Consider the following 26,573-nt stretch of genomic DNA (forward strand, 5'->3'; position numbering starts at 1 on the left):
CGTCCTGAAGAGCGTTCGCGGAGGGCGCGCGGCGGCACAGGGTACGGACGTATGGCGTACGGGGATGTGCGGATCGGGCGGCGCGCGCCGGGTGAGGGGAGGCGAGTTCAACAGGCCGGACGACACACGCAGCCCGCATAGCGGACGAGGTCCATATGGACCCTCCGCCACAGGCGCACATCGGTGTCGGTCACGTTCGGGAGTAGACCATGGCGGTCCTGACCGGTCAACTCGCCCTCACTCTGTGGACCGCGCGACGGACGGTCCGCGTGCGGTCCACAGGGCTCCGCGGTCAGCGCGCGCCCGCCTCGGCACGGTCCTCGGCGCGTTCGGCGCCGCCCAGCGCCGTCTCCGCGGCGGTGTACAGGTCGGCCGGGCGCACCCCGCTCAGCGCGGTGACCAGATGCCCGTCGGGCCGTACCAGCAGGACGGTGTGGGGGGCGGCGCCCGGGTAGCTCTCGGCCACCAGCAACTCGGCGGGGTGCGGCAGCGCGGTCACTGCTGCGGCCAGCCGGGGCATGATGCCGGCGCTCAGCCAGTGCCGGCGCTCCCACACCCCCGTACCCGGTGCGATCAGCACCACCAGCAGCGCGCCCCGGCCCAGCCGGTCCCTCAGCGGCACGAAGGAGCCGTCCTCCGCGGTCACCACCACGTCGGCGACCGGGGAGCCGGCCGGCGTGTCCACGAGGACCTCGCCGTCCAGGGGCGGGGGCGTGAGCGGCGAGTCGGTGTACGCGCCCGGCGCGCCCAGCGGCCCGCGCCCCAGATGGCCGTCCATCAGCAGGGCGTCGTTTCCGCGGCCGGATCCGGGCACGAGGGAGCGCAGCCCGCCGCCCCCGCGCAGTACCGGCAGCAGTTGGTCGGCGGCGCGCAGCCGGGCGGCGACGACGGCGCGCCGCTCGGTCTGGTAGCTGTCCAGCAGTGCCTCGTGCGGCCCGTGGTGCCAGGCCGGCGCGAGCTTCCAGGCGAGGTTGTCGGCGTCCCGCAGGCCCTCGTCGAGACCCTGGGTGCCGAGCGCGCCCAGCAGATGCGCCGCGTCCCCGGCGAGGAAGACCCGCCCGGCGCGCCAGCGGCGCGCCACCCGGTGGTGGACGGTGTGGACGCCGGTGTCCAGGAGTTCGTACGACGGCGAGGTGTCGCCGGTCCAGCCGGTGAGGGTCTCCCGGATGCGGGCGAGCAGCAGTTCGGGTGTGACCAGGTCCTTGCCGGGCGGCAGGAGCCAGTCGAGCCGCCACACGTCGTCCGGGAGCGGACGGGCGGCGATCTCCCCGGCGAACGGGCCGGTCGTCCGCCACGGCGGCAGCCGGTGGAGGAACGCTTCGCCGGGATGGGGCAGTTCGGTGCGCACCGCGGCGACGGCGTGCCGTTCGACGGCCGTGCGGCCGGGGAAGCGGATGTCCTGGAGCTTGCGCACGGTCGAACGCGGGCCGTCGCAGCCGACCAGGTGACTGCCGCGCCACCATGTGCCGCCCGCGCCGCGGGTGTGGGCGGTGACCCCCGTGGTCTCCTGCTCCATGCTGTCCAGCCGGCTGTCCACGGCGAGTTCGATCAGCGGTTCGCGGGCGACGGCGGCGCGCAGGGCGCCGGTCAGGACGTGCTGGGCGATGTGCAGCGGTGCGGGTTCGGCGTCGTCGAAGGCGACTTCGTGCATCACCTGTTTGCGCCGCAACGACCGCCATCCGGCCCAACGGAGGCCGGCCCCGCCGAGCGGCACACCGGCCAGGCGCTCCACGAGCGCGGTGGTGTCCTCGCGCAGGACGACCGTGCGCGCGGCACGCGGCGCGTCCGTGCCGGAGCCCTCGTCGAGCACGACGGACGGCACCTCCTGACGCGCCAGCGCCAGGGCGAGCGTGAGCCCGACGGGCCCCGCTCCGACAACGATCACCGGATCCACGGCGCGACGCCTCCTGCCAGCAGCGGTGTCCTGGAGGTGACAGGTGAACAGAAAGCCGGAGTACGGTGCACGATCACAGAACGTATGCAACAGACTGGGCGCCAGCCGGTCAAGCGGGACGCACGCCGGTGCTCCAGGTGCGCGGTGGCGTGCGCCGTGCGGCGGCTCGTGTGCGCGGCCGGCCGCTGTGCCCCATTGCGGCGCCCTACGCCGACGGGGGTGCGGCGGCAACAGGCCGCCGTACCCCCGTCGGGTGCCTAAGAACCGCTGGACCATCCGTCAGATCGAACCGCCCGCACCCGTTCCGTAGGTGCCACCGGTCTGGGCGGGGTTGACCTCCTCCTCGTCCGCGGCGAGGACGACGCCGGTGCTGCGCTTGCTGCGGCGCAGCCTGCGCTCGAGCCAGCTCGCGAAGCTGGTGAGGGCGAAGTTCAGCAGGATGAAGATGACGGCCACCACGATGAAGCTGGGGATGACGTTGGCGTAGTTGGCCGCGATCGTGCTGCGGGTGTTCAGCAGCTCGGTGAAGTTGAGCATCACGCCGCCCAGCGCGGTGTCCTTCACGATGACGACCAGCTGGCTGACGATGGCCGGCAGCATGACGGTGACCGCCTGCGGGAGCAGGATGCTGCTCATCGTCTGGCCCTTGCGCAGACCGATCGCGTAGGCGGCCTCCGTCTGCCCCTTGGGGAGGGCCAGGATGCCGGCACGTACGACCTCGGCGAGAACCGAGGCGTTGTAGAGCACCAGGCCGGTGACGACTGCGTAGAGGGGGCGCTCCTCGCTGGCGATGCCCGTGGAGCGGACGTAGAACTCGTAGGCGAACAGCATCAGCAGCAGTACCGGGATCGCCCGGAAGAACTCGACCACCACACCGGCCGGAACCCGGATCCACCGGTGGTCGGACAGCCGGGCTATGCCGAAGACCGCGCCCAGCGGAAGGGCGATGACCATGGCGAGCGCCGCGGCCTTCAGGGTGCTGCCGAGACCGGGCAGCAGGTACGTCGTCCAGGCCGCGGAGGTGGTGAAGGGCTGCCACTGGTCCCACTTGAGATGGCCCTTGTCGTTCATCTTCGACCAGACCCACCACATGAGCAGCGCGAGCAGGCCGGCGAAGACGACCGAGAGGACGACATTGCGCCGCTTGGCCCGGGGGCCGGGGGCGTCGTACAGAACGGAGCTCATCGCTTCACCGCCAGGCGCTTGCCGAGCCAGCCGAGGAAAAGGCCGACGGGCAGGGTCAGGACCACGAACCCGAGGGCGAAGACGGCGCCGATGGCGAGCGTCTGGGCCTCGTTCTCGATCATCGTCTTCATCAGATAGGCGGCCTCGGCCACGCCGATCGCGGCCGCCACGGTCGTGTTCTTGGTCAGTGCGATCAGTACGTTGGCCAGCGGTCCGATCACCGCGCGGTACGCCTGCGGCAGCACGACGAGGCGCAGGGACTGGCTGAAGTTGAGCCCGATCGCGCGTGCCGCCTCCGCCTGCCCGACCGGCACGGTGTTGATGCCGGAGCGCAGCGCCTCGCAGACGAAGGCCGCGTGGTAGGCGACGAGCCCGAGCACCGCCAGCCGGAAGCCCTGAACCTTGAAGTCGTCGGATGCGCCCATCGTCACCCCGAAGGTGTCGGCGAGGCCGATGGAGGTGAAGACGATGAGCACCGTCAGGGGGGTGTTCCGGAAGATGTTGACGTATGCGGTGCCGAAGCCGCGCATCACCGGAACCGGGCTGACCCGCATCGCGGCCAGCAGGGTGCCCCAGACCAGCGAGCCCAGGGCGGAGAGGGCGGTGAGTTTCACCGTCATCCAGAACGCCCCTAGGACGTCGTAATCTTGAAGAAAGTCGAACACGATCTCCCGCGCTTCCGGGTGTGTGGCGTACGAGGAGGGCATGGCGCGCCGCCGCCGTGAGCGCGGCGGGCGGCGGCGCGCCCGTGGAACCCTGCGAGGCCTGCGGATCCCTGCTTACCGGACGAACCGGGTCACTTGACGATGTCGCCGATCTTCGGGGCGGGCTCGTTCTTGTAGTTCGCCGGGCCGAGGTTCTTCTTGATCGCGGAATCCCACGAACCGTCGCCGACCATCTTCTCCAGCGCGGAGTTGATCTTGTCCACGGTCGCGGTGTCGCCCTTCTTGACACCGATGCCGTAGTTCTCGTTGCTCAGCTTGAGCCCGGCGAGCTTGAACTGGCCCTTGTACTTGTCCTGGGAGGCGAAGCCCGCGAGGATCGAGTCGTCGGTGGTCAGCGCGTCGACGGCGCCGCTCTGCAGGCCGGCGACGCACTCCGAGTAGCCGCCGTACTCACGCAGTTGGGCGTCCGGGGCGATCGACTTCTGCACGTTCTGCGCCGAGGTGGAGCCGACCACGGAACACAGCTTCCGCTTCTTGTCGTTGAGGTCCGTGCCCTTGGAGATGTCCGAGTCCGCCTTGACCAGCAGGTCCTGGTGGGCCAGCAGGTACGGCCCGGCGAAGTCGACCTTCTGCTTGCGCTCGTCGTTGATCGAGTACGTGGCCACGATGAACTTCACGTCGCCGCGGGCCAGCGCGTTCTCACGGTCGGCGCTCTTGGTCTCGACCCACTCGATCTGGTCGGCCTTGTAGCCGAGCTCCTTGGCCACGTAGGTGGCCACGTCCACGTCGAATCCGGCGTAGGAGCCGTCGGGCTGCTTCAGGCCCAGGCCGGGCTGGTCGAACTTGATGCCGACCTTGATCTTGCCGCCACCGCCCGAGGACCCCTCGTCCTTCTTGTCGTTCGAGCCGCACGCCGTCGCCGAGAGGGCGAGGGCGAGTACGACGGCCGAGGCGGCGGTGACCTTGCGGAGCTTCATGTGAACTTCCTTCGGTGTTGAGGAGGTGAGAAGCGGTCGGGACGGCGACGGCGCGATCGCGGGGCCGGTGGCCCACGGCGCCACCGGCGGGCCGCCGCGTCAGTGGTGCAGGATCTTCGAAAGGAAGTCCCTGGCCCGGTCGCTGCGCGGGTTGCTGAAGAACTGGTCGGGCGTGGCCTCTTCGACGATCCGGCCGTCGGCCATGAAGACCACCCGGTTCGCGGCCGATCGGGCGAAGCCCATCTCGTGGGTGACGACGACCATCGTCATTCCGTCCCGGGCGAGTTGCTGCATGACCTCCAGCACCTCGTTGATCATCTCCGGGTCGAGCGCGGAGGTCGGCTCGTCGAACAGCATGACCTTCGGGTCCATGGCCAGCGCCCGCGCGATCGCCACGCGCTGCTGCTGGCCGCCGGAGAGCTGCGCGGGGTACTTGTCGGCCTGCGCGCCCACTCCGACCCGGTCGAGTAGCTCGCGGGCCCGCCCCTCGGCCTTGGCCTTCTCCGTGCGGCGGACCTTGACCTGGCCGAGCATCACGTTCTCGAGCACAGTCTTGTGTGCGAAGAGGTTGAAGGACTGGAAGACCATGCCGACGTCGGCGCGCAGCCGGGCCAGCTCCTTGCCCTCCTGCGGCAGCGGCTTGCCGTCGATCGTGATGCTGCCCGAATCGATGGTTTCCAGACGGTTGATGGTGCGGCACAGAGTGGACTTCCCGGACCCGGAGGGCCCGATGACCACGACGACCTCGCCGCGGGCGATCGTCAGCTCGATGTCCTGGAGCACGTGCAACGCGCCGAAGTGCTTGTTGACGCTCTTCAGGACGACCAGATCGGCGGTCGAGGCCACGTCTTCCTTGGCCATCGATACTTCGGTCATCGCTTTCAGGCTCCGTCCTCCTCGGTTTCGGGGGACAGTAATGACCGATGCGACCAGCGTCATTACATCTGAGGGAGATCTGAGCATCACGATCCGGTAGCGGCCGTGTACATGTCGTAGCGCGGCGGGTGGGGCGCGTACCGGCTGGATAACGACACAGGGTGCGCAACCGGAAGCCTCTTGACGCCGTCCTCGTCCATCAGCGTCACTGCCATGGTGCACACGCGCGCATGCACGACGTGTACAGGCTGTGACCGTACGACTCATGAACCGGAGGGGGCCGGAATGCGACTGCTCCTCGTCGAGGACGACAACCACGTCGCCGCCGCCCTGTCCGCGGTCCTGGCGCGGCACGGGTTCGACGTCACCCACGCCCGCAGCGGCGAGGAGGCCCTCCAGGCCCTCGTCCCCGAGAGCGCCTGCTTCGGCGTGGTCCTGCTCGACCTGGGCCTGCCCGACCAGGACGGCTACGAGGTCTGCGCCAGGATCCGCAAGCGCACCAGCACCCCCGTGATCATGGTGACCGCCCGCTCCGACGTCCGCTCCCGCATCCACGGCCTCAACCTCGGCGCCGACGACTACGTGGTGAAGCCCTACGACACCGGCGAACTGCTCGCCCGTATCCATGCCGTCAGCCGCCGCACCGCTCACGAGGACGCGAACGCCGCCGGGGAGACCATCCTGCGCCTGGGCGCGGTGCTCGTCGAACTGCCCACCCGGCAGGTCAGCGTGGACGGCGCGGTCGTCCAGCTCACCCGCAAGGAGTTCGACCTGCTCGCGCTGCTCGCCCAGCGCCCCGGCGTCGTGTTCCGTCGGGAGCAGATCATCAGCGAGGTGTGGCAGACCAGTTGGGAGGGCACCGGGCGGACCCTGGAGGTGCACGTCGCCTCCCTGCGCTCCAAGCTGCGCACGCCGGCGCTCATCGAGACCGTGCGCGGCGTCGGTTACCGCCTCGTCGCCCCGGCCGCCTAGCGGGGACGGGTGAGCTCACGTCTGCTGCCGCTGCTCATCGTCCTGATGGCGGCCGTCCTGCTCGCGCTGGGCGTTCCGCTCGCCGTCAGCGTCGCGGGCGCCGAGCAGCAGAAGGCGGTCGTGGACCGCATCGACGACTCCGCGCGCTTCGCCGCCCTGGCCCAGTTCGTCACGGACGGGACCAGCGGCCCCCGGCGCACGGTCCCGGACGAGCGGCTGGAGACCCTCCGTCGCGAACTCGGCAGCTACCACGGGGTCTACGGGATCCGGGCGGGCGTCTTCTACCGGACCGGGGTCCCGATGGCCAACGCACCGGACGACTGGTCGCTGCCCGCGCGCGGGGAGGTGCGCGACGCCTTCGACGAGGCGCTGCTGAGCCGGCGCAGCCACGATCCGGAGCAGGTCTGGCCCTGGCAGCGCCACCGGCTCGTCGTCGCCTCCCCCGTCATCCGGGACGGTGACGTCGTCGCGGTCGTCGTCACCGACTCGCCGACCGGGCAGATGCGTTCGCGGACCCTGCACGGCTGGCTGCTCGTCGGCACCGGCGAGATCGCCGCGATGCTGCTCGCCGTCGGCGCGGCGCTGCGGCTGACCGGCTGGGTGCTCAGGCCCGTTCGGATCCTCGACGCCACCACCCACGACATCGCCACCGGGCGGCTGAAGTCCCGGGTGGCGGCCGCCGGCGGGCCGCCCGAACTGCGGCGGCTCGCCCGGTCGTTCAACGAGATGGCGGACAACGTCGAGGACGTCCTTGAGCAGCAGCGCGCCTTCGTCGCCGACGCCTCGCACCAGTTGCGCAATCCGCTCTCCGCGCTGCTGCTGCGCATCGAGCTGCTCGCGCTCGAACTGCCCCAGGGCAACGAGGAGATCGCCTCGGTGCGCACCGAGGGCAAGCGCCTCGCCCAGGTCCTGGACGACCTGCTCGACCTGGCTCTCGCCGAGCACGCGGAGCCGGATCTGCGGCTCATCGACATCGGGGAGCTGACCGCCGAGCGGGTGGCGGCCTGGGCACCGGCCGCCGAGGCCAAGGGGGTGCGGCTGGCCGGCGACTGCCCGGCCACCACGGCCTGGGCCGACCCCGTGGCCCTGTCGTCCGCGCTGGACGCGGTGATCGACAACGCGGTGAAGTTCACGCCGGACGGCGAGAGCGTCGAGGTGACGGTCTCCTTCAACCGCGACACGTCGACGGTCGTCGTGGCCGACCATGGCCCCGGCCTCACCGACGAGGAAATCGCGCGCGTCGGCGACCGCTTCTGGCGCAGTGGACGCCACCAGAACATCCAGGGCTCCGGCCTCGGTCTGTCCATCTCCCGCGCCCTGCTCGCGGCGGGCGGCGGCTCGATCTCCTACGCCCGGCACCGGGTGGAGGAGCCGCGCGGACTGCGGGTGACCGTGACCGTGCCGAGGTCGGCGCCTACGGCTTGACCGAGCGGTAGTAGCGCCGCGCGCCCTCGTGCAGCGTCAGGGGGTCGGTGTAGATCGCGGTGCGCAGGTCGACGAGCTGGGCGGAGTGGACGTGGGCACCGATGCCGTCGCGGCTCTTGATGACGGTGCGGGTCACCCACTCCGTCAGCCTCGGGTCCATGTCCTCGCGCGTCATCAGCACGTTGGACACGGCGATCGTCGGCACGGTCGCGCCGTTCTGGACCGAGGGGTACGCCGACTCCGGCATGTTGGTTGCGCGGTAGTAGCGAGTGGCGCCGCCCTCGGCGTGCAGCCTGGCCACCAGATCGGCCTCGATCGGCACGAAACGGAACGGGAACTGCTCGGCCAGCCGCCGCAGACCATCCGTCGGGAGCCCGCCCGACCAGAAGAACGCGTCGAGATCGCCCTGCCGCAGCCGGTCCGGGGCGGTGCCGATGCCGTCACCCATCGGGCGGATGTCCGTCTCCGGGTCGATCCCGGCCGTCCTGAGCACCCGCTCGGCGATCAGCCGGACCCCGGACTCCGGCGGCCCGACCGACACCCGCTTGCCGCGCAGGTCGGCCACGGAGCGGATGCGCGAGTCGCGCGGGACGACGAGCTGCACGTAGTCGTCGTAGAGGCGGGCCACACCGCGCAGCCGCGAGGCACCCGGGCCGTGGTTCACCTCGTACGTCTCCACCGCGTCCGCCGCGGCGATGGTGAAGTCGGACCGGCCGGTCGCCACGCGCGCGACGTTCTCCTGGGAGCCGTCGCTGGTCAGCAGCCGCACCTTCAGATCCGGCATGTCCTTGGCGAACGCGGTGCGCAGCCGCACGCCGTACTCCTGGTAGACCCCGCGCAGGGTTCCCGTGCTGAAGGTGATCGTCCCGCTCGGCGGTGCCTCGCCCAGGGGCAGCACCCACCACAGCAGCAGCCCGAGGACCACGACCCCGGCGGCCGTGCCCTGGAGGCCGCGGCGTCGTCCGATGCGGCGGAACAGCGTAGGCATGCGCGCGATCCTGCCAGTGGTACGCCGTGCTGACCAGGGGCGGGTGGCCTGGCGGCCGGTCAGGCGGACGGACGGTGGCGTCCGGGCCGGCGGCTACCCTCGCGGTATGAGTTCCTCGCCCGCCGATCTGGTCCGTGAGTTCCACCGTGCCTTCGGGCTCGACGCCCGTCCCACGCCGACCCGGGTGCCGCCGGAGCTGGCCGCGCAGCGCGGGGAACTGCTCGCCGAGGAGGCGGCCGAGGTCGCGGAGGTCTCGGTCGGCGGCCCGCTCGACCGGCTCGCGCACGAACTGGCGGACGTCGTGTACGTGGCGTACGGCACCGCCCTCGTGCACGGCATCGACCTCGACGAGGTGATCGCCGAGATCCACCGCGCCAACATGACCAAGCTCGGCCCGGACGGCCGGATCGCCCGCCGCGCCGACGGCAAGGTGCTCAAGGGTGAGCACTACGTGGCCCCGGACGTCTCGGCCGTACTGCGCCGGCAGGGCTGGGCCCCCGAGGGGGGCTGAGGACCTGCGGCCGTCCTGCGGCGGCCCCGAGCCGGCCGTGCTGCGCCGGCGAGGCTGATTCCCGGCGGCGCCTGAGGGCACGCGGCGTTCCACGGCGGTCCCGAGCCGGCCGAGTGGGCGGGGTGGGCGGGGTGGGGGCTGGGGCCCGGCGGCGTCCGACGGCGTGTGACCGCTCCGCGGCAGTGCCGGGGTGCCGAGCGGCGCCCGCAGCGCGCGACCGCCCTACGGAAGCCCGGACTCGGCGGGCAGCCGCGGTGAGGGGCGGGCGCACCGCACCGCGAGTACCAGCGCCAGCATGGACAGGGTGGCCGCGTCCTTGAAGGCCCTGCGGGTCGAGGCGTCCAGGTGCGGGAAGGTGAACTGGGGCACCTGCGGGACGAGCGCGACCCAGAACCACGGCGAACGCGTCACCGAGTCCGCCTCCAGCGCGCCGGCGACCAGCAGCGGCACCACGACGACCAGATAGTGGTCGTAGGACGGCCGGGACACCAGGTAGGAGGCCAGCATCAGCAGCGCGGCCGTGTCCGCGAGCCGCGCGGGACCGGGAACGCCGCGCCGCCAGCGCAGCCGGGCACAGAGCACCCCGGCCGCCGCCGCGGCCAGGGCCACCGCCGCGGCCGGTACGGACGGCAGTCCCAGCCGCGGCAGCACCGCCGGCAGGGAGGCGTCGAACGGCCGCATCAGACCGTCCCCGCCCCTGAGCAGGAAGGGCAGGGTGCGGGTGAAGAAGCCGCCCGGGTCCGGCATGATCAGGGCCGCGCCCGCGGAGAGGGCCAGCGGCACCGCCACCATCCAGGCCAGTGCCCGCCACCGCCGGGCCAGCACCAGCAGGACGGCCACGGGCAGCAGCAGCGGCTTCACCGCCACCGAGAGACCCAGGACCACTCCGGCCAGGTCCCAGCGGTCCCGGTCGGCCAGCAGCAGCGCCAGCGGCAGCGCCAGCGCGCCGACCGCCGTCCAGTTCCCCAGGTTCACCAGATGGCCCACCGGCGCCCAGCACAGCACCAGCGCCAGCAGCCCCAGGACCGCGAACCGGCTGCGCGCCGGCACCCGGAACAGGCGTACCGCACACCACCACCCGCCCGCGATCAGCGCCACGCAGGCGATCGGCGCGGCGACGCGCACCACCGGCGCCGGCAGTGCGGCCTGTCCGGCGGCGAACAGCACGGCACTGGGCAGGTAGAGGAAACGCCGGTCGGCGTACGGGGCGCCACCGGCCAGCCAGACCTGCCCGGCATGGACGACGAAGGCGTTGTCCATGCCTCCCCCGGTGAACGCGACGGCCACGCGCGCGGCACGGGCGAACAGGACGACGGCGAGGAGGGCGACCGGGACGGGACCGGCAGGCCGCAGCAGCCACGCACGCAGCACCGCGGTCGGGGGCACGTCCGGCACGGGTGCCCGCAGGGCGTCACGAAGCTCCGTCACGCGTGTCATTCTGGGTGAGTTGTGCACCTGTGGGAGGAAGTGGCCGGTCGTGTCGCCGTCACGCGGACGCAAAGCCCTCCGGCCGGTGGCCGTCCCGGGGCTGTCCGGGACCACCTACCCTTGTTGCATGACCAGCAGCAGCGACCGGAGCCCCGCAGTGGACGTTCAAGGACCCAAGAGCTACGAGATCCGCACCTACGGGTGCCAGATGAACGTCCACGACTCCGAGCGGCTGGCCGGCCTGCTCGAGGATGCCGGCTACGTGCGGGCGCCGGAGGGAGCGGACGGCGACGCCGACGTCGTCGTCTTCAACACCTGCGCCGTCCGGGAGAACGCCGACAACCGGCTGTACGGCAACCTCGGGCACCTCGCGCCGCAGAAGGCGAAGCGGCCCGGGATGCAGATCGCGGTCGGCGGCTGCCTGGCGCAGAAGGACCGGGACACCATCGTGAAGAGGGCGCCCTGGGTGGACGTCGTCTTCGGCACGCACAACATCGGCAAGCTGCCCGTCCTGCTGGAGCGCGCCCGCGTGCAGCAGGAGGCGCAGGTGGAGATCGCCGAGTCCCTGGAGGCGTTCCCCTCCACGCTGCCGACGCGGCGCGAGAGCGCGTACGCGGCCTGGGTCTCGATCTCCGTCGGCTGCAACAACACGTGCACCTTCTGCATCGTCCCGGCGCTGCGCGGCAAGGAGAAGGACCGCCGCCCCGGCGACATCCTCGCCGAGGTGGAGGCCCTGGTCGCCGAGGGCGTCTCCGAGATCACCCTGCTCGGCCAGAACGTCAACGCCTACGGCTCCGACATCGGCGACCGCGAGGCGTTCAGCAAGCTGCTGCGGGCCTGCGGGAACATCGACGGCCTGGAGCGGGTCCGCTTCACCTCGCCGCACCCGCGCGACTTCACCGACGACGTGATCGCCGCGATGGCCGAGACCCCGAACGCCATGCCGCAGCTGCATATGCCGCTGCAGTCCGGATCCGACACGGTGCTGAAGGCGATGCGCCGCTCCTACCGGCAGGAGCGCTACCTCGGGATCATCGAGAAGGTCCGCGCCGCCATCCCGCACGCCGCGATCACCACCGACATCATCGTGGGCTTCCCCGGCGAGACCGAGGAGGACTTCGAGCAGACGCTGCACGTGGTGCGCGAGGCGCGCTTCGCGCAGGCGTTCACCTTCCAGTACTCCAAGCGCCCGGGCACCCCGGCCGCCGAGATGGCGGACCAGATCCCCAAGGAGGTCGTCCAGGCGCGCTACGAGCGGCTGGTCGCGCTTCAGGAGGAGATCTCCTGGGAGGAGAACAAGAGGCAGGTCGGCCGCACGCTGGAGCTGATGGTCGCCGAGGGCGAGGGCCGCAAGGACGGCGCCACCCACCGCCTCTCCGGCCGCGCCCCCGACAACCGCCTGGTCCACTTCACCAAGCCCGAGCAGGACGTACGCCCCGGCGACGTCGTCACCGTCGAGGTCACCTACGCCGCCCCGCACCACCTTCTCGCCGAGGGCCCGGTGCTCGACGTGCGCCGTACGCGCTCGGGCGACGCCTGGGAGAAGCGCAACGCCGCCGAGGCCGCCAAGCCGGCCGGTGTCATGCTCGGCCTCCCGAAGGTGGGCGCGCCGGAGCCGCTTCCGGTCGCCGCGGGCAGCGGCTGCGGCTGCGACTGACCCCGGCCGGGGTCGGCCGGCCGACGTCCGGCCGGCCGGCGGCGTTACGCTGCGGATCATGCTTGTCGCCGCCGCTGTCTGCCCCTGCCCGCCCCTCCTCGTGCCCGAGGTGGCCGCGGGAGCCGCACCCGAGCTGGACTCCACCCGGGCCGCCTGCACGCACGCGCTGGGCGTGCTCGCCGCCGCCCGGCCCGACCTGCTGGTCGTCGTCGGACCCGTGGAGGCCTCCGGGAGCGGCCCCCAACCGGAGGGCGCCAGGGGCTCGTTCCGCGGCTTCGGCGTGGACCTGGAGGTACGGCTCGGCCGGGACACGGGTACCGGGTCCGGGGGCGAGCTGCCGCCCTCGCTCGCCGTCGCCTCCTGGCTCCTTGAGCGCACCGGCTGGTCCGACGCCCCGGTCGAGGGACTGGGCGTGGAGGAGTCACTGACGCCCGAGCGGTGTGCGGCGGCCGGCCGGGATCTCGCCGCGCGGGCCGACCGCGTGGCGCTGCTGGTGATGGGCGACGGCAGCGCGCGGCGCACGCTCAAGGCGCCGGGCTATCTCGACGAACGGGCCGAACCCTTCGACGCGGGCGTCGCCCGAGCGCTGGGGGAGGCCGACACGTCGGCTCTCATGGCGCTGGACGTTGTTCTGGCGCACGAACTAAAGGTGTCGGGCCGGGCCACCTGGCAGGTACTGGCCGGCGCGGCCGAGGACGCCGGCCTCTTGGGCACCCTGCTCCACGACGACGCACCGTACGGAGTGGGGTACCTGGTCGCAGCCTGGTCGTGAGCCTGCTTCCGAGCGGGACGCGGCGCACGTCCTGGTCATGACCGGGACACGGCGCACACGGCGGACGGCCGGGAGGCCCAGGGCCTCCCGGCCGTCCGCCGTCGCCCCTCAGGACGTGGGCGGCGGTCCCTCCGGCGGCGTCGGCGCGGCGGCGCCGCCCGGCGCCGTGCCGGTGCCCGGGTCCGGGCTCGTGCCCGGCTCAGGGGCGGTGCGGGTCTCCGGGCCCGTCCCGCCCTTGTGGGCGAGCCGGTCCATCGCGTGCTTGGCCTTGCCCGTACCCGCGTGGATCCTGTCGCTGTACTTGCCCTTGGTCTTCTCGTCGACCACCTTCGCGGCCTTGTCGAGGTTCTGCCCGATCGTTCCCCCGTGGCGCTGGGCGAGGTCCGACACCTTCTCCTTCGCCGGGCCGATCCTGGCCTTCATGTTGTCCAGCAGACCCATGGTTCACCTTCCCTGACGGGGCGGATTCCTGCTCCCCGGCGGTCGAGGCCCCTCCGCTCCTTCGACCTCCGAAGGAGTCGCGCAAAAGCGTCCATACTCACTCGGTACCCTACTCGTCCTACCCCCTCACCTGCCGTCACACGACTCGTGCGAGGGACCGCCCGCGGGGTTTGGGAGACTGGTGCGGTGAGCAGCGCACCCCCCGCCCCCCGCGTCATCGCCGTCGTCGGCCCCACCGCGGCCGGAAAGTCCGATCTCGGCGTCTTTCTGGCCCAGCGCCTCGGCGGGGAGGTCGTCAACGCCGACTCCATGCAGCTCTACCGAGGGATGGACATCGGCACCGCGAAGCTGACGCCCGAGGAGCGCGGAGGCGTACCCCACCACCTGCTCGACATCTGGGACGTGACGGTCACGGCCTCCGTGGCCGAGTACCAGCGGCTCGCCCGGGAGCGGATCGACGCGCTGCTCGCCGAGGGACGCTGGCCGGTCCTGGTCGGTGGCTCCGGCCTGTACGTCCGCGGAGCCGTCGACAACCTGGAGTTCCCCGGCACCGACCCCGAGGTGCGCGCGCGCCTGGAGGACGAACTCACGCTGCGCGGCTCCGGGGCGCTGCACGCCCGCCTCGCCGCCGCCGACCCGGAGGCCGCGCGGGCGATCCTGCCCAGCAACGGCCGCCGGATCGTCCGGGCCCTGGAGGTGATCGAGATCACCGGCCGCCCCTTCACCGCGAACCTCCCGGGCCACGACTCGGTCTACGACACCGTCCAGATCGGCGTCGACGTGGCCCGCCCCGAACTCGACGAGCGCATCGCGCGCCGGGTCGACCGCATGTGGGAGACGGGGCTCGTGGACGAGGTGCGCGCGCTGGAGGCGCGGGGCCTGCGCGAGGGGCGTACCGCGGCGCGTGCGCTCGGCTACCAGCAGGTGCTCGCGGCGCTCGCGGGGGAGTGCACCCTCGACGAGGCGCGCGCGGAGACCGTACGCGCCACGAAACGCTTCGCGCGCCGTCAGGACTCCTGGTTCCGGCGCGACCCCCGGGTGCACTGGCTGAGCGGGGCCGCGGCGGATCTCACGGAACTTCCGCATCTCGCCCTGGCGTTGGTCGAACGACCGGTTACAGCCTGATCACGTCATGGCATCGGGACGCCCAGGCCGTCATCCAGGCCTCCGGCGCCGTGCCATCATCAAGCTCGGATCGACCGAGTGAAGTCCTAGTTGGGAGGGCGCGTGGCGATGGAGGCCGGCCCTCGCGACACCGCACAAGACATCGACCGCATCACCGTGGAGCGCGGCGGCGCGGAACCGGAGGAGGGCTCGTTGAGCCCCGACGGGCCCGACGAGACGCAGGGCGGTGTGACCGCGGACGGCCCCGGCCCCGAGGAGATGTTCCCCGGGCCCGAGGTGGAGGTCGAACTGCGCCCGCAGCGGCGGCTGCGCATCTGGCAGCTGGCCCCGATCGTGGGCCTGGCCGTCGTCGGCTCGCTGATGTTCGCCTTCCCGCTCGCCTTCGACGGCGACAACGGCGCCGTGATCGCCATGCTGGGGCTGCTGATCTGCTCCTGCTCGGCGGGCTGGGGCATGATGGCCGCCCGCCGTGTGGGTTACACCTGGCCGGGCCTGCCGCCCCGCGGCTCCGGGCGGCGCCTGGACTGGCGGGTGATCGGCGCGTACGTCGTCGTCGTCGCCGTGGTCGTGGTGCTCGCCGTCTGGCGGGTCGCGCGCCTGCGCTGAAGCCTCTCGTTCGGGCCTGGTCCTCCGGTCCCTCTCGTACCGCGGCCCCCGACGCGCGTGATCGCCGGCTGCCGGCCGACGAACGTGATCACGGGGCTGTCTCAGCGACCCCGTACGATCGAGCCATGAGCACGCGCATCCCCTTCCTCAAGGGCCACGGCACGGAGAACGACTTCGTGATCGTCCCTGACCCGGAGAACGCCGTCGAGCTGTCCCCGGCGGCCGTCGCCGCCCTGTGCGACCGCCGCGCCGGCATCGGCGGGGACGGGGTGCTGCACGTCGTACGTTCCGCCGCGCATCCCGAGGCCCGCGCGATGGCGGCCGAGGCCGAGTGGTTCATGGACTACCGCAACGCCGACGGCTCCGTAGCGGAGATGTGCGGCAACGGCGTGCGGGTGTTCGCGCGCTACCTCCAGCACGCCGGACACACGACGGGGGGCGACCTCGCCATCGCCACGCGCGGGGGCGTCAAGACGGCGCACATCGCCAAGGACGGGGACATCACCGTCGGCATGGGCAGGGCGGCCCTCCCCGAAGGCGACGTCACCGTGACCGTCGGCGAGCGCAGCTGGCCCGCGCGCAACGTGAACATGGGCAACCCGCACGCGGTCGCCTTCGTCGACGACCTCGCCGACGCCGGCGAACTGCTCGCGCCGCCGCCCTTCAGCCCGGCCTCCGCCTACCCGGACGGCGTGAACGTCGAGTTCGTCGTCGACCGCGGTCCCCGCCACGTCGCCCTGCGCGTGCACGAGCGCGGCTCGGGCGAGACCCGCTCGTGCGGTACGGGCGCGTGCGCCGTCGCCGTGGCGGCCGCCCGGCGCGACGGTGCTGACCCGGCGGCCACCGGGGCCCCGGCGACGTACACGGTGGACCTGCCCGGCGGAACGCTGGTGATCACCGAGCGGCCGGACGGCGAGATCGAGATGACCGGTCCCGCGGTGATCGTCGCGGAGGGCGTGATCGACGCGAAGTGGCTGGAAACAGCGGTCGGCTGACGGCCGGTCGGCTGGGCATCGTAGCCCTGGCGGCCCATGGGAAGGTCATACGTATGCCCGGAGGCGGAAACGGGCAGCGAATCCACGGCGCGTCCCCTGTCCGGTGACTGAAAACCGTAAACATCCTGGCCATCGCTCGATTGGGTGATCCGTTTCACGCTCGCCGGGAGACGGCCGGTCGAGCGTGCTGGGCTCGGTAGCATCAATCACCGGCCCGGACGGGGGATCCGTCGCCAACCCCTGTGCCGAGTACGCCCTGGGGCGCCCCGTCCGCCGGTCCACGCAGCCGGAGGTGCCCATGAGTGCGGATGCCACGAATCCTGCGGCCCCGGGCCCGGTGGCTCCCGCCGGGCCCCGGCGCAGGGCCCGCCCGCGGATCGACCTGCGCCGGCTCGGCCGTGCCGCGGTGCTCGGCCCCACCGCCCGCGACCGGCTGCCCGACGCCATCGGTCACGTGGCCGAGGCCCACCGCGCGCACTTCCCCGAAGCCGACCTCGAACCGCTGCGCCGCGCCTACGTCCTGGCCGAGTCCTCGCACCGCGGCCAGATGCGCAAGAGCGGCGAGCCCTACATCACGCATCCGCTCGCCGTCACCCTCATCCTCGCCGAACTCGGCGCCGAGACGACGACGTTGACCGCGTCCCTGCTGCACGACACCGTCGAGGACACCGACGTGACGCTGGACCAGGTCCGCGAGCAGTTCGGCGAGGAGGTCCGCTACATCGTCGACGGCGTCACCAAGCTGGAGAAGGTCGACTACGGCGCGGCCGCCGAGCCCGAGACCTTCCGCAAGATGCTCGTCGCCACCGGCAGCGACGTCCGCGTGATGTCGATCAAACTCGCCGACCGGCTGCACAACATGCGCACCCTCGGCGTGATGCGCCCGGACAAACAGGCCCGCATCGCCAAGGTGACCCGGGACGTCCTCATCCCCCTCGCCGAACGGCTCGGCGTGCAGGCGCTCAAGACCGAGCTGGAGGACCTCGTCTTCGCGATCCTGCACCCCGAGGAGTACGCGCACACGCGCGAGTTGATCGCGGAGAACGCGGGCCGGCCGGGCGACCCGCTCACCGAGGTCGCCGAGCAGGTGCGCGGAGTGCTGCGCGAGGCCGACGTGCCCGCCGAAGTGCTCATCAGACCGAGGCACTTCGTCTCCGTGCACCGGGTCTCCCGCAAGCGCGGCCGGCTGCGCGGCTGCGACTTCGGCCGGCTGCTGGTCCTCGTGAACGAGGACGCCGACTGCTACGCCGTCCTCGGCGAACTCCACACCTGTATGACGCCCGTCGTCTCGGAGTTCAAGGACTTCATCGCGGTACCCAAGTTCAACCTGTACCAGTCGCTGCACACCGCCGTCGCCCGCGAGGACGGACAGGTCATCGAAGTCCTCATCCGCACCCACCAGATGCACAAGGCCGCCGAGGCCGGGGTCGTCGCGCTCGGCAACCCCTACGCCCCTCCCGCCGAGGAGCACACCACGAGCGACGGCGAGCGTGCCGACCCCACCCGGCCCGGCTGGCTCTCCCGCCTCCTCGAATGGCAGCGGGCCGCGCCGGACTCCGACACCTTCTGGTCCACCCTGCGCGAGGACCTCGCCCAGGACCGCGAAATCACCGTGTTCCGGCCCGACGGGGGAACCCTGGGCCTGCCCGAGGGCGCCACATGCGTGGACGCCGCGTACGCCCAGTACGGCGAGGACGCGCACGCGTGCATCGGCGCCCGAGTCAACGGCCGCCTGGCGACCCTGAGCACCGTCCTGAAGGACGGCGACAGCGTCCAGCTCCTGATGGGCCAGGACCCGGCCTCCGAGCCCTCCCGGGAATGGCTGGACCACGCCCACACCCCGGCCGCCCGCATCGCCATCCAGCGCAGGCTGGCCACCCGCCAGTCCGCGGTGGACCGGGCCCAGGACGCCGTCGGGGACGCCGACGCGGACGCCGCACCTGCCGCGGGCGACTCCGCGCACGCCAGTTCCGCCGCGACGGTCCCGGCGGCCGGGCCGGCCGTGAGGACCGCCTTCGGGCCCCGCACGGCGAGTGTCGTGGTCGCCGGCAGGCCCGACACGGCCGCACGGCTCGCGGGCTGCTGCACACCTGTGCCGCCCGACGGGATCACCGGCTTCGCCGTGCGCGGGGGAGTGGTGACGGTGCACCGCCTGGAGTGCGCGGCGGTCGCGCGGATGAGGAGCGCGGGGCGCGCCGAGTTCGGCGTGCACTGGGGGGAGACGACGGCGTGCCGTGTGACGCTGCTCGCTGAATCGTTCGGCCGCCCCCATCTGCTGGCCGACCTCACCGAGGCCATCGCCCTCGAGGGCGTCGAGATCATCTCCGCCACCGTGGCCCCGCCGGCACAGCAGCGCGTCCGCCACACGTACACCCTCCAACTCCCCGACGCGGCCGGGCTCCCGGCCCTGATGCGCGCCATGCGCAGCGTCCCGGGCGTCTACGACGTGAGCCGGACGCAGCCTCAACCGCCGGGGCTGTGAGCCGCGCGCGTCCTTCTTCGCGCGTGGCGCCGGGCTGCTGACCATGTGTCCGGCCCGCCGTCCGCGCGTCGAGCCCGCCGCCCGCACGCCGGCTCGCCGCCCGCGTGTCCGGGGCGTCCGCCCTCGGTAAGCGCGCGCCGCCCCGCACCACCGCGCTTCAGGTACACCCCCGTGCCCCGGCGCGCCCCCGCGCTTCCGTGGCTCTCGGCGTGCTCCCGTCGGGCCCTTTCGGGTGGGTTGGGCGCGCGTCGGCGCGGTCGGGTGGGTGGGCGCTGGTAGCGGTGGTGCATGCCGCTCAGCCTTGGATCACGTGTTCCGCGTCGCCTGAAGGCGACTCTCCTCGCGTCCGCCGTCTCCGTCTGTCTCGTCGCCGCGGGTGCTCCGCCCGAGCCGCTGGGCATCGGCGACCGGCTCTTCCCGCACCTGGGCAACCCCGGCTACGACGTGTTGTCGTACGACCTGTCGTTCACCTATGGCGGTGACAACGGCAAGCCGCTCCAGGCCGTCACCACGATCGACGCATGGACCACCGAGGATCTGGAGCGCGTGAACCTCGACTTCGCGCACGGCACGGTGAACTCCGTGGAGGTCGACGGCCTGCCGGCCGAGTTCGCCATCGCGGGCGAGGATCTCGTGGTCACCCCCAGGATCCAGCTGCCCCGGGGAAGCTGGATGCGCATCACCGTGCGCCACACCAGCGACCCCATGCCCGTGAAGGACCGCGACGGCGGCTGGGTGCGCACCTCGGACGGCCTGGCGATGGCCAACCAGGCCGACGCCGCCCACCTGGTGTTCCCGTGCAACGACCATCCCTCCGACAAGGCGATGTTCACCTTCCGCATCACCGCGCCCGAGGGGTACACGGCCGTCGCCAACGGCCTTCCGGCCGGCGTCACACGGACCGGCGGGACGACGACGTGGTCGTACCGCACCGGGCACCCGATGGCGACCGAGCTGGCTCAGGTGTCCATCGGCCGCTCCACCGTGGTGCACCGCACCGGCCCGCACAGCCTGCCCCTGCGCGACGTCGTTCCCACCGAGGACCGCGAGGCCCTCGAACCGTGGCTGGCCAGGACCCCCGACCAGATCGCCTGGATGGAGAGCAAGGTCGGGACATACCCCTTCGAGACGTACGGCCTGCTCATGGCCTCCGCCGCCACCGGCTTCGAACTGGAGACGCAGACCCTGTCGCTCTTCGAGAAGAAGCTGTTCACCGAGCCCGCCTACCCCCGGTGGTACGTCGAGTCGGTCATGGTGCACGAGCTGTCCCACCAGTGGTTCGGCGACAGTGTGAGCCCGCGCAGCTGGTCCGACCTGTGGCTCAGCGAGGGCCACGCCACCTGGTACGAGGCCCTGTACGCCGACGAGAAGGCGGAGAAGCCGCTGGAGACCCGGATGAAGGCCGCCTACGGTGCCTCCGACCGCTGGCGCGAGATCGGCGGACCGCCCGCGCGGCCCAAGCCGCCGAAGGCCGGCCAGAAGATCGGCATCTTCCGGGCGAACGTCTACGACGGCTCCGCGCTCGTCCTGTACGCGCTGCGCCAGGAGATCGGCAAGCCGGCCTTCGAGAGCCTGGAGCGCGCCTGGGTGCAGGCCCACCGGGACGGCACGGCCACCACCGCCGACTTCGAGCGCCTGGCCTCGGGCATCGCCGGACGCGACCTGAGCGGCTTCTTCCAGGCCTGGCTCCACGGCGAGAGGACCCCACCCATGCCCGGTCACCCCGACTGGAAGCAGGCCCCGCCGCCGGAGACGGCGAAGAAGTGAGCGGAGGAATAACGCCGTGACGAGACGGGCCGTACCGTGCGACCATCTTCGGACCGGCGCGGGCACGGGCCACGGGAATCTCCCGGGGTACCCGTACGTTGTGACATGTGACGGACTCTCCCACCACGTAAGGACCAAATGACCTCCTCTTCTTCCTCTTCCCAGTCGTCCGAGGCGTCCCAGGACAGCAAGCGCCTCGCGCACTCATACCCCGAAGGTCTCCGGGCCGATGCCCTGATGGAAGAGGACGTCACCTGGAGCCACGAGTTCGACGGAGAGCGGGACGGCGATCAGTTCGACCGTTCCGAGCGGGCGGCGCTGCGCCGTGTCGCGGGACTGTCCACCGAGCTCGAGGACGTCACCGAGGTCGAGTACCGCCAGCTCCGCCTGGAGCGGGTCGTGCTCGTCGGCGTATGGACCTCGGGGACCGCGCGGGACGCGGACAACTCCCTGGCCGAACTCGCCGCCCTCGCGGAGACCGCGGGCGCGGTCGTGCTCGACGGCGTGATCCAGCGCCGCGACAAGCCCGACGCGGCCACCTACATCGGTTCCGGCAAGGCGAACGAGCTGCGGGACATCGTCCTGGAGTCGGGCGCGGACACCGTCATCTGCGACGGTGAGCTCAGCCCGGGCCAGCTCATCCACCTCGAGGACGTCGTCAAGGTCAAGGTCATCGACCGTACGGCCCTGATCCTGGACATCTTCGCCCAGCACGCCAAGTCCCGAGAGGGCAAGGCGCAGGTCGCGCTCGCCCAGATGCAGTACATGCTGCCGAGGCTGCGTGGCTGGGGTCAGTCGCTGTCCCGGCAGATGGGCGGCGGCAGCGGCGGCGGCCTCGCCACGCGTGGTCCCGGTGAGACCAAGATCGAGACGGACCGTCGGCGGATCCGCGAGAAGATGGCGAAGATGCGCCGGGAGATCGCGGAGATGAAGACCGGCCGCGAGATCAAACGCCAGGAGCGGCGGCGCAACAAGGTGCCCTCCGTCGCCATCGCCGGCTACACCAACGCCGGCAAGTCCTCCCTGCTCAACCGGCTCACCGGCGCGGGTGTCCTGGTCGAGAACGCCCTGTTCGCGACCCTGGACCCGACCGTGCGCCGGGCCGAGACCCCGACCGGGCGGCTCTACACGCTGGCGGACACCGTCGGCTTCGTCCGGCACCTGCCGCACCACCTGGTCGAGGCGTTCCGCTCCACCATGGAGGAGGTCGGCGACTCCGACCTCATCCTGCACGTGGTGGACGGGTCCCATCCCGACCCGGAGGAGCAGCTCGCCGCGGTGCGCGAGGTGATCAGGGACGTCGGCGCCACCGACGTACCCGAGATCGTCGTGGTCAACAAGGCGGACGCGGCCGACCCGCTGGTGCTCCAGCGGCTGCTGCGGATCGAGAAGCGCTCGATCGCCGTCTCGGCCCGCACCGGGCAGGGCATCACCGAGCTGCTCGCGCTGATCGACAGCGAGCTGCCGCGGCCGTCCGTCGAGATCGAGGCGCTGGTGCCGTACACCCACGGCAAGCTGATCGCCCGCGCCCACACCGAGGGCGAGGTGATCTCCGAGGAGCACACCGCGGAGGGCACCCTGCTCAAGGCCCGGGTGCACGAGGAGCTCGCCGCGGAACTGGCGCCGTACACGCCGGCCCCGGCGCTCTGATCCCCAGCCGCACGGCCCGAGGGCCCGCCTCCTGTCACAGGGGGGCGGGCCCTCGGCATACCAGCGGGTCCGATCAACGGCCGCCGTACGTCCTGCTCATGTTCTGGTACAGCGCCTCCGCGCCCCGCCCCAGCTGCGGACCCGCCAGCCAGGTGTGGTCCGCCGGGCCGATCGAGGTGTTGGACACCAGCTTGGTCCTTCCGCCCACCACACGGAACCAGCCGCCGCCGGAGGAGCCGCCGGTCATGGTGCAGCCGATGCGGTACATCGTCGGGAGCGACGGGCTCAGCGAGAGCCGGCCCGGCCGGTCGACACAGCGGAACATCTTCAGACCGCTGTACGGAGGCGCGGCCGGGTAGCCCCAGGCACCCATCGTGGCGACCCGGGTCGCCGGGGGCGCGGAGAAGTCCACGTCCAGGGCCGCACCGACGGTCTCCTCCAGCGACCGGGAACCGGACTCCGGCTTCACGTGCAGCACGGCGTAGTCGTACGCCGCGCCCGCGCCGCCCGTCTCCGCACCGCCCTGGATCCACTGGCCGGAGGTGGATGCCCAGTCCGCCCACCAGGCGCCGTACGGTGCGACCTCGGAGGCGCGCGCGCTGCTCAGCCGCGCCGCGGACTTGCCGAGGTCGTTGTACGACGGGACGAAGGCGATGTTGCGGTACCAGCCGCCCTTCTTGCCCGCGTGCACGCAGTGGCCGGCCGTCCACACCAGGTTGGACCTGCCCGGGTGGTTGACGTCCTTGACGACCGTGCCCGAACAGACCATCGAACCCTGGGGCGAGTCGAAGAAGACCTTGCCGACCGGGGCCGCGTTGTCGTGGTAGGGCGTCTTCTCCGCCTGCGCACGGACGGGACGCGGCGCCGGGTCGCTGACGCCCTGGCCGGCGACGGCGTCCTGGGTGGAGACCGTCTTGTTCGCCTCCTGGGCGGACTGCATCCGCTCGGGCTTCCACAGGCCCTTGATCACCGGGTTGACGAAGTCCTTGGCCTCACTGAGCCACTTGTCCTTGTCCCAGTCCTTCCAGCCGCCGCGCTGCCATGTGCCCACATCGATGCCGTGCTCCTTGAGCTTGTCCGCGATGTCGGCCGGAATCCTGACCTTGTCGTCGCTGCCGCCGTCGTCGCTGCCGCGGTCCGCGGTCCGCGAGGCGGTGGCGTCCGGCGCGCCGGCGGCGTCGGTCTTGCCCGAGGAGCCGGAGCAGGCGGTGGCGGTGAGCGCCAGGGCCGCGACGAGCCCGGTGGCGGCCAGGACGGTGCGCCGGCGCGCGCGCCGGGGCGTGGCGGACCTACGTATGATCTGCATGATGCGATGAACCCCCGTCGGTTGGTGTGAACGCCGTGCGCGCCCGGCCCGAGCGCCGAACGCCCCTTGGTGCTTGGTGCTTGGTGCTTGGTGCTTGGTGCTTGGTGCTTGGTGTCGTGCGCGCGGCGGGACGGTGAAGGTTCCCGTGAGAAGGCCCCCGTCGGGCGCCCCGCCGCCGTGACGGCCTACTGTCCGGCGAACTTGCCGCTGACCGCGTCGTACACGCTCTTGGCCGCCGGGCCCAGTCGCGGACCCGCCAGCCAGCCGGCCGTCACGGGGCCGATCGAGGTGTTGGAGACCAGGGCGGGCCTGCCGTCCGAGCCGGTCGCGACCCAGCCGCCGCCGGAGGAGCCGCCGGTCATGGTGCAGCCGATGCGGTACATCGTCGGGTCCGAGGCGTTCAGCGACAGCCGGCCCGGCTTGTCCTGGCACTGGTACAGCCGCTGCCCGTCGTACGGGGGCGCGGCCGGGTAGCCGGTCGCGGTCAGGCTCTGCACCTTGGGCACGGCCGGGGCGGCGAAGTCCACAGGGAGCGCAGCACCGACTGTCTCCTCCAGCGATCGGCCGCCGCCGCCCTGCTCGGGCGTCACATGGATGACCGCGAAGTCGTAGGCGGCACCCTGCCCTCCGGTCGGACCGCCCTGCTCGATCCACTGCTCCGAGGCCTTCGTCCAGTCCCCCCACCACACGCCGTACGGGGCGACCTCGTCCTTGCCGGCGTTCTGCAGATCGGCGGTGCTGCGGCCCGCGTCGTTGTACGAGGGCACGAAGGCGATGTTGCGGTACCAGCCGCCCTTCTTGCCGGCGTGCACGCAGTGGCCTGCCGTCCACACGAGGTTGGACTTGCCCGGGTGGGCCGGGTCCTGAACGACCGTCGCCGAACAGACCATCGTGCCCTCGGGGGAGTCGAAGAACACCTTCCCCGCCGTCGCCGCGTTCGCGTGGTACGCCGGCGAGACAGCACGCGCCGTCACCGGGGCCGGAGTCGGGTCGGTGACACCCTGGTCGCCCGAGAGATCGTTGTCGACGCCCTTGTCCGGGTCCTTGGCGCGACGCATCCGCTCGGGATCCCACAGGTCCTTGATGATCGGGTTGACGTAGTCCTTCGCCTCACGGAGCCAGTCGTCCTGGTTCCAGTCCTTCCAGGCGCCGTTCTTCCACTTGTCGATGTCGATCCCGTGTTCCTTGAGCTTCTTCCTGATGTCGTCCGGGATCTTGATCTTTCCGTCGCCGGTTCCGGCCATGTCGTCGGCGGTCGCGACGGCGGAGGGCCGCCCGTCGGCCGCGCTGTCGCCCGAGTCGCAGCCCGTGGCGAGGAGCGCGAGCCCGGAGGCCAGGGCAACGGCGGTCAGTACGGGGGAGGTTGTGCGGCGGGCGCCCCCTCCTCGACGCGCGGTGAAGAACGGGCGTATGGGTCGCATGCTCTGACTCCCCCTGCTAAGAACGGACTTGCTGCTTGCCGTCGCATGCCCACCGTGAGTCCGGGGCCGGTTCACCCCGGTCCCACGGCGTGCGCGAACGGCACCACACACTATGCGTTCGGCATGGGGGCCCGCCGACGGAACGGCAACGGTTTCGCTACGGGCAGTGGTTCCGCCACCGTCGGTTCTCCGGTCAGGCCGTTCGCCCCAAATCCTGCCCCTCAGCGCACTCGTGCGGAGTGCGCCGCGGCACCGTCGCCACCGCAGAGGCGGCTCAGCGTCCCGACCGCGTCCCGCAGGCCGACGCAGCGGGGGAAGTCCCGACAGGCCCGCCGCTCCCAGCCTGGACCGGCGGGCAGGACGGCAGGCCGCCCACGCGCCCCCGGCGCCCCCCACTCCAGAGCCGCGACCCGCCGGGCCAGCGGCACCGACGCGGTGGAGCGGGCCTGCGCCCACAGGACCACGGCGGTCGGACCGGTACGCCGCACGCAGGCAAGCAGCGCCTCCACCGGCACCGCGGCGCCCAGCATCCGGGTCGGTACCCCACGCTCGCCCAGCGCCGCGTTCAGCGCCTCCAGGGGGAGGGAGTGCTGCTCACCGGGCACGCAGGCCAGCACCACCGGCGGAACGTCCACCCGGACCGCGGCGCGGGGCAGCAGCAGCGGCATGCTGCGCAAGGTGGTCGACACCTGCCAGGACAGCAGGTGCTCCACTTCCACGTACCGCTCGCCGGACGACACCCACTTGCGGCCCACCGCGCGCAGGGTCGGCACCATCACCTCCTCCCACGCCACGGTCAGCCCGTACCGCCGGACCGCATCCAGCAGCCGGCTCTCCAGCTCCGGCGCGTCCAGGCGCACCGCGGCACGGGCCAGGCCCCGGCACTCCTGCCGCACGTCGCCCAGCGGCAGCCCGCTGCCGGCGCCCCCACGGAGGGGCGGCTCACCCGCCCCCAACGACGACGCACGCCGGGCGGAGGGCACGGCGGGGGACGGTTCGGTCTGCCCGGGCGGGCCGCCGCGCCCGAGGCGGGTCACCCGGGCGGCCTCGGCCGGTGGCGTGCCCGCCGACGTCAGCCGGCACATCTCCTCCACCATCGCGATGTCCTGGGGACTCCAGCGTCGGTGCCGTCCCCCCTCCCGCACGGCGGGCCCCAGTCCGTAGCGGCGGTCCCAGGAGCGCAGGGTGGTCGGGGAGACGCCCAGGCGGCGGGCCAGAGCTCCCGTGGTCAGCCCCGCCACGGGCGGTGTCTCGTCGCTCATGCCCTCGGTCCTCGCGCCTGCTCCGCCGGTTTCGCCTGCGATCCGATCCCCATTGTCCGATGTCCCGTGCGAGCCCGCCGAGGGTTGGTCACACCACCCCCGGGCCCGGCGCGCCGACGAGCAACGATCTCTGACGCCAGGGATCTTGAGCGCACCCGTAACCGTGCG

General features: G+C 72.2%; 23 protein-coding genes. 11 read left to right on the forward strand and 12 right to left on the reverse strand.

All coding sequences use genetic code 11. From position 1 onward, the window contains the following. Positions 1-107: 107 nt before the first annotated feature. The 6 genes from ACIOWN_RS17545 to ACIOWN_RS17570 all read right to left on the reverse strand — a co-directional run bounded on the left by ACIOWN_RS17545 (position 108) and on the right by ACIOWN_RS17570 (position 5,597). Entirely contained in the window at positions 108-194 is an 87-nt protein-coding gene (locus ACIOWN_RS17545; protein ID WP_348638505.1) for a putative leader peptide, read from the reverse strand. A 98-nt stretch (positions 195-292) separates the two neighbouring features. After that, the gene (locus tag ACIOWN_RS17550) at positions 293-1,894 is read right to left on the reverse strand and encodes an FAD-dependent monooxygenase (protein ID WP_401982663.1); all 1,602 of its coding nucleotides are present in this window, start codon (positions 1,892-1,894) and stop codon (positions 293-295) included. Between the two features lie 279 nt (positions 1,895-2,173). After that, entirely contained in the window at positions 2,174-3,079 is a 906-nt protein-coding gene (locus ACIOWN_RS17555; protein WP_362357009.1) for an amino acid ABC transporter permease, read from the reverse strand. After that, complete coding sequence (locus tag ACIOWN_RS17560) at positions 3,076-3,744, reverse strand: amino acid ABC transporter permease (protein WP_362357011.1); 669 nt, start codon at positions 3,742-3,744, stop codon at positions 3,076-3,078. The genes ACIOWN_RS17555 and ACIOWN_RS17560 overlap by 4 nt, the downstream gene beginning before the upstream one ends. Before the next feature lie 131 nt (positions 3,745-3,875). Beyond that, positions 3,876-4,721, reverse strand: coding sequence for a glutamate ABC transporter substrate-binding protein (locus ACIOWN_RS17565; protein ID WP_362357013.1), 846 nt, complete (start codon positions 4,719-4,721; stop codon positions 3,876-3,878). Between the two features lie 99 nt (positions 4,722-4,820). Further along, positions 4,821-5,597: an amino acid ABC transporter ATP-binding protein gene (locus ACIOWN_RS17570; protein WP_362357015.1), complete on the reverse strand. Its 777-nt coding sequence runs from the start codon at positions 5,595-5,597 to the stop codon at positions 4,821-4,823. 285 nt (positions 5,598-5,882) lie between these two features. Between ACIOWN_RS17570 and ACIOWN_RS17575 the strand changes: the two genes are divergently transcribed. Next, the gene (locus tag ACIOWN_RS17575) at positions 5,883-6,569 is read left to right on the forward strand and encodes a response regulator transcription factor (protein WP_362357017.1); all 687 of its coding nucleotides are present in this window, start codon (positions 5,883-5,885) and stop codon (positions 6,567-6,569) included. A gap of 9 nt (positions 6,570-6,578) precedes the next feature. Next, positions 6,579-7,994 carry a HAMP domain-containing sensor histidine kinase gene (locus tag ACIOWN_RS17580; protein ID WP_362357019.1) on the forward strand — a complete coding sequence of 472 codons (1,416 nt, stop codon included), beginning with the start codon at positions 6,579-6,581 and terminating at the stop codon, positions 7,992-7,994. On the opposite strand, the gene ACIOWN_RS17585 is transcribed toward ACIOWN_RS17580, so the two are convergent. Continuing rightward, complete coding sequence (locus tag ACIOWN_RS17585; protein WP_362357021.1) at positions 7,984-8,982, reverse strand: TAXI family TRAP transporter solute-binding subunit; 999 nt, start codon at positions 8,980-8,982, stop codon at positions 7,984-7,986. The two genes, ACIOWN_RS17580 and ACIOWN_RS17585, sit on opposite strands and share 11 nt — an antisense overlap. A gap of 106 nt (positions 8,983-9,088) precedes the next feature. On the opposite strand from ACIOWN_RS17585, the gene ACIOWN_RS17590 reads away from it, so the two are divergent. Next, positions 9,089-9,493: a MazG nucleotide pyrophosphohydrolase domain-containing protein gene (locus ACIOWN_RS17590; protein ID WP_362357023.1), complete on the forward strand. Its 405-nt coding sequence runs from the start codon at positions 9,089-9,091 to the stop codon at positions 9,491-9,493. Between the two features lie 222 nt (positions 9,494-9,715). On the opposite strand, the gene ACIOWN_RS17595 is transcribed toward ACIOWN_RS17590, so the two are convergent. After that, complete coding sequence (locus tag ACIOWN_RS17595; RefSeq protein WP_362357025.1) at positions 9,716-10,921, reverse strand: glycosyltransferase family 87 protein; 1,206 nt, start codon at positions 10,919-10,921, stop codon at positions 9,716-9,718. A 127-nt stretch (positions 10,922-11,048) separates the two neighbouring features. On the opposite strand from ACIOWN_RS17595, the gene miaB reads away from it, so the two are divergent. Together miaB and ACIOWN_RS17605 are read left to right on the forward strand one after the other, a co-directional pair. Next, positions 11,049-12,578 carry a tRNA (N6-isopentenyl adenosine(37)-C2)-methylthiotransferase MiaB gene (gene miaB, locus ACIOWN_RS17600; RefSeq protein ID WP_362357027.1) on the forward strand — a complete coding sequence of 510 codons (1,530 nt, stop codon included), beginning with the start codon at positions 11,049-11,051 and terminating at the stop codon, positions 12,576-12,578. A gap of 58 nt (positions 12,579-12,636) precedes the next feature. Beyond that, positions 12,637-13,350 (forward strand): class III extradiol dioxygenase subunit B-like domain-containing protein, encoded by a 714-nt coding sequence (locus ACIOWN_RS17605; RefSeq protein ID WP_362357029.1) that lies wholly within the window; start codon positions 12,637-12,639, stop codon positions 13,348-13,350. Positions 13,351-13,458: 108 nt separating this feature from the next. Here the strand turns inward: ACIOWN_RS17605 and ACIOWN_RS17610 are convergent, their stop codons facing one another. Further along, complete coding sequence (locus ACIOWN_RS17610; RefSeq protein WP_362357031.1) at positions 13,459-13,791, reverse strand: antitoxin; 333 nt, start codon at positions 13,789-13,791, stop codon at positions 13,459-13,461. A 186-nt stretch (positions 13,792-13,977) separates the two neighbouring features. Between ACIOWN_RS17610 and miaA the strand changes: the two genes are divergently transcribed. From miaA to hflX, 6 genes are all read left to right on the forward strand, one after another. Beyond that, positions 13,978-14,916, forward strand: coding sequence for a tRNA (adenosine(37)-N6)-dimethylallyltransferase MiaA (gene miaA, locus ACIOWN_RS17615; protein WP_362357033.1), 939 nt, complete (start codon positions 13,978-13,980; stop codon positions 14,914-14,916). 108 nt (positions 14,917-15,024) lie between these two features. Further along, on the forward strand, positions 15,025-15,522 hold the full coding sequence (locus tag ACIOWN_RS17620; protein WP_362357061.1) for a hypothetical protein: 498 nt from the start codon (positions 15,025-15,027) through the stop codon (positions 15,520-15,522). A 125-nt stretch (positions 15,523-15,647) separates the two neighbouring features. Next, positions 15,648-16,517, forward strand: coding sequence for a diaminopimelate epimerase (gene dapF / locus ACIOWN_RS17625; protein WP_362357035.1), 870 nt, complete (start codon positions 15,648-15,650; stop codon positions 16,515-16,517). A gap of 298 nt (positions 16,518-16,815) precedes the next feature. Continuing rightward, a complete protein-coding gene (locus ACIOWN_RS17630) occupies positions 16,816-18,999 on the forward strand; it encodes a RelA/SpoT family protein (RefSeq protein WP_401982666.1) in 2,184 nt (727 codons plus the stop codon). A 288-nt stretch (positions 19,000-19,287) separates the two neighbouring features. Further along, entirely contained in the window at positions 19,288-20,766 is a 1,479-nt protein-coding gene (locus ACIOWN_RS17635; protein ID WP_401982667.1) for a M1 family metallopeptidase, read from the forward strand. Between the two features lie 138 nt (positions 20,767-20,904). Further along, complete coding sequence (hflX, locus tag ACIOWN_RS17640; RefSeq protein ID WP_362357041.1) at positions 20,905-22,416, forward strand: GTPase HflX; 1,512 nt, start codon at positions 20,905-20,907, stop codon at positions 22,414-22,416. Positions 22,417-22,489: 73 nt separating this feature from the next. Here the strand turns inward: hflX and ACIOWN_RS17645 are convergent, their stop codons facing one another. The 3 genes from ACIOWN_RS17645 to ACIOWN_RS17655 form a co-directional block, all read right to left on the reverse strand. Next, complete coding sequence (locus ACIOWN_RS17645) at positions 22,490-23,722, reverse strand: trypsin-like serine peptidase (protein ID WP_401982669.1); 1,233 nt, start codon at positions 23,720-23,722, stop codon at positions 22,490-22,492. Between the two features lie 185 nt (positions 23,723-23,907). Then, the gene (locus ACIOWN_RS17650) at positions 23,908-25,143 is read right to left on the reverse strand and encodes a hypothetical protein (RefSeq protein WP_362357045.1); all 1,236 of its coding nucleotides are present in this window, start codon (positions 25,141-25,143) and stop codon (positions 23,908-23,910) included. 221 nt (positions 25,144-25,364) lie between these two features. Continuing rightward, positions 25,365-26,405, reverse strand: a complete 1,041-nt coding sequence (locus ACIOWN_RS17655) for a MerR family transcriptional regulator (protein WP_401982671.1) — start codon at positions 26,403-26,405, stop codon at positions 25,365-25,367. Positions 26,406-26,573: the final 168 nt, after the last annotated feature.

The sequence above is a fragment of the Streptomyces sp. NPDC087787 genome (assembly GCF_044743035.1).
In the GTDB taxonomy this organism is placed as follows: domain Bacteria; phylum Actinomycetota; class Actinomycetes; order Streptomycetales; family Streptomycetaceae; genus Streptomyces.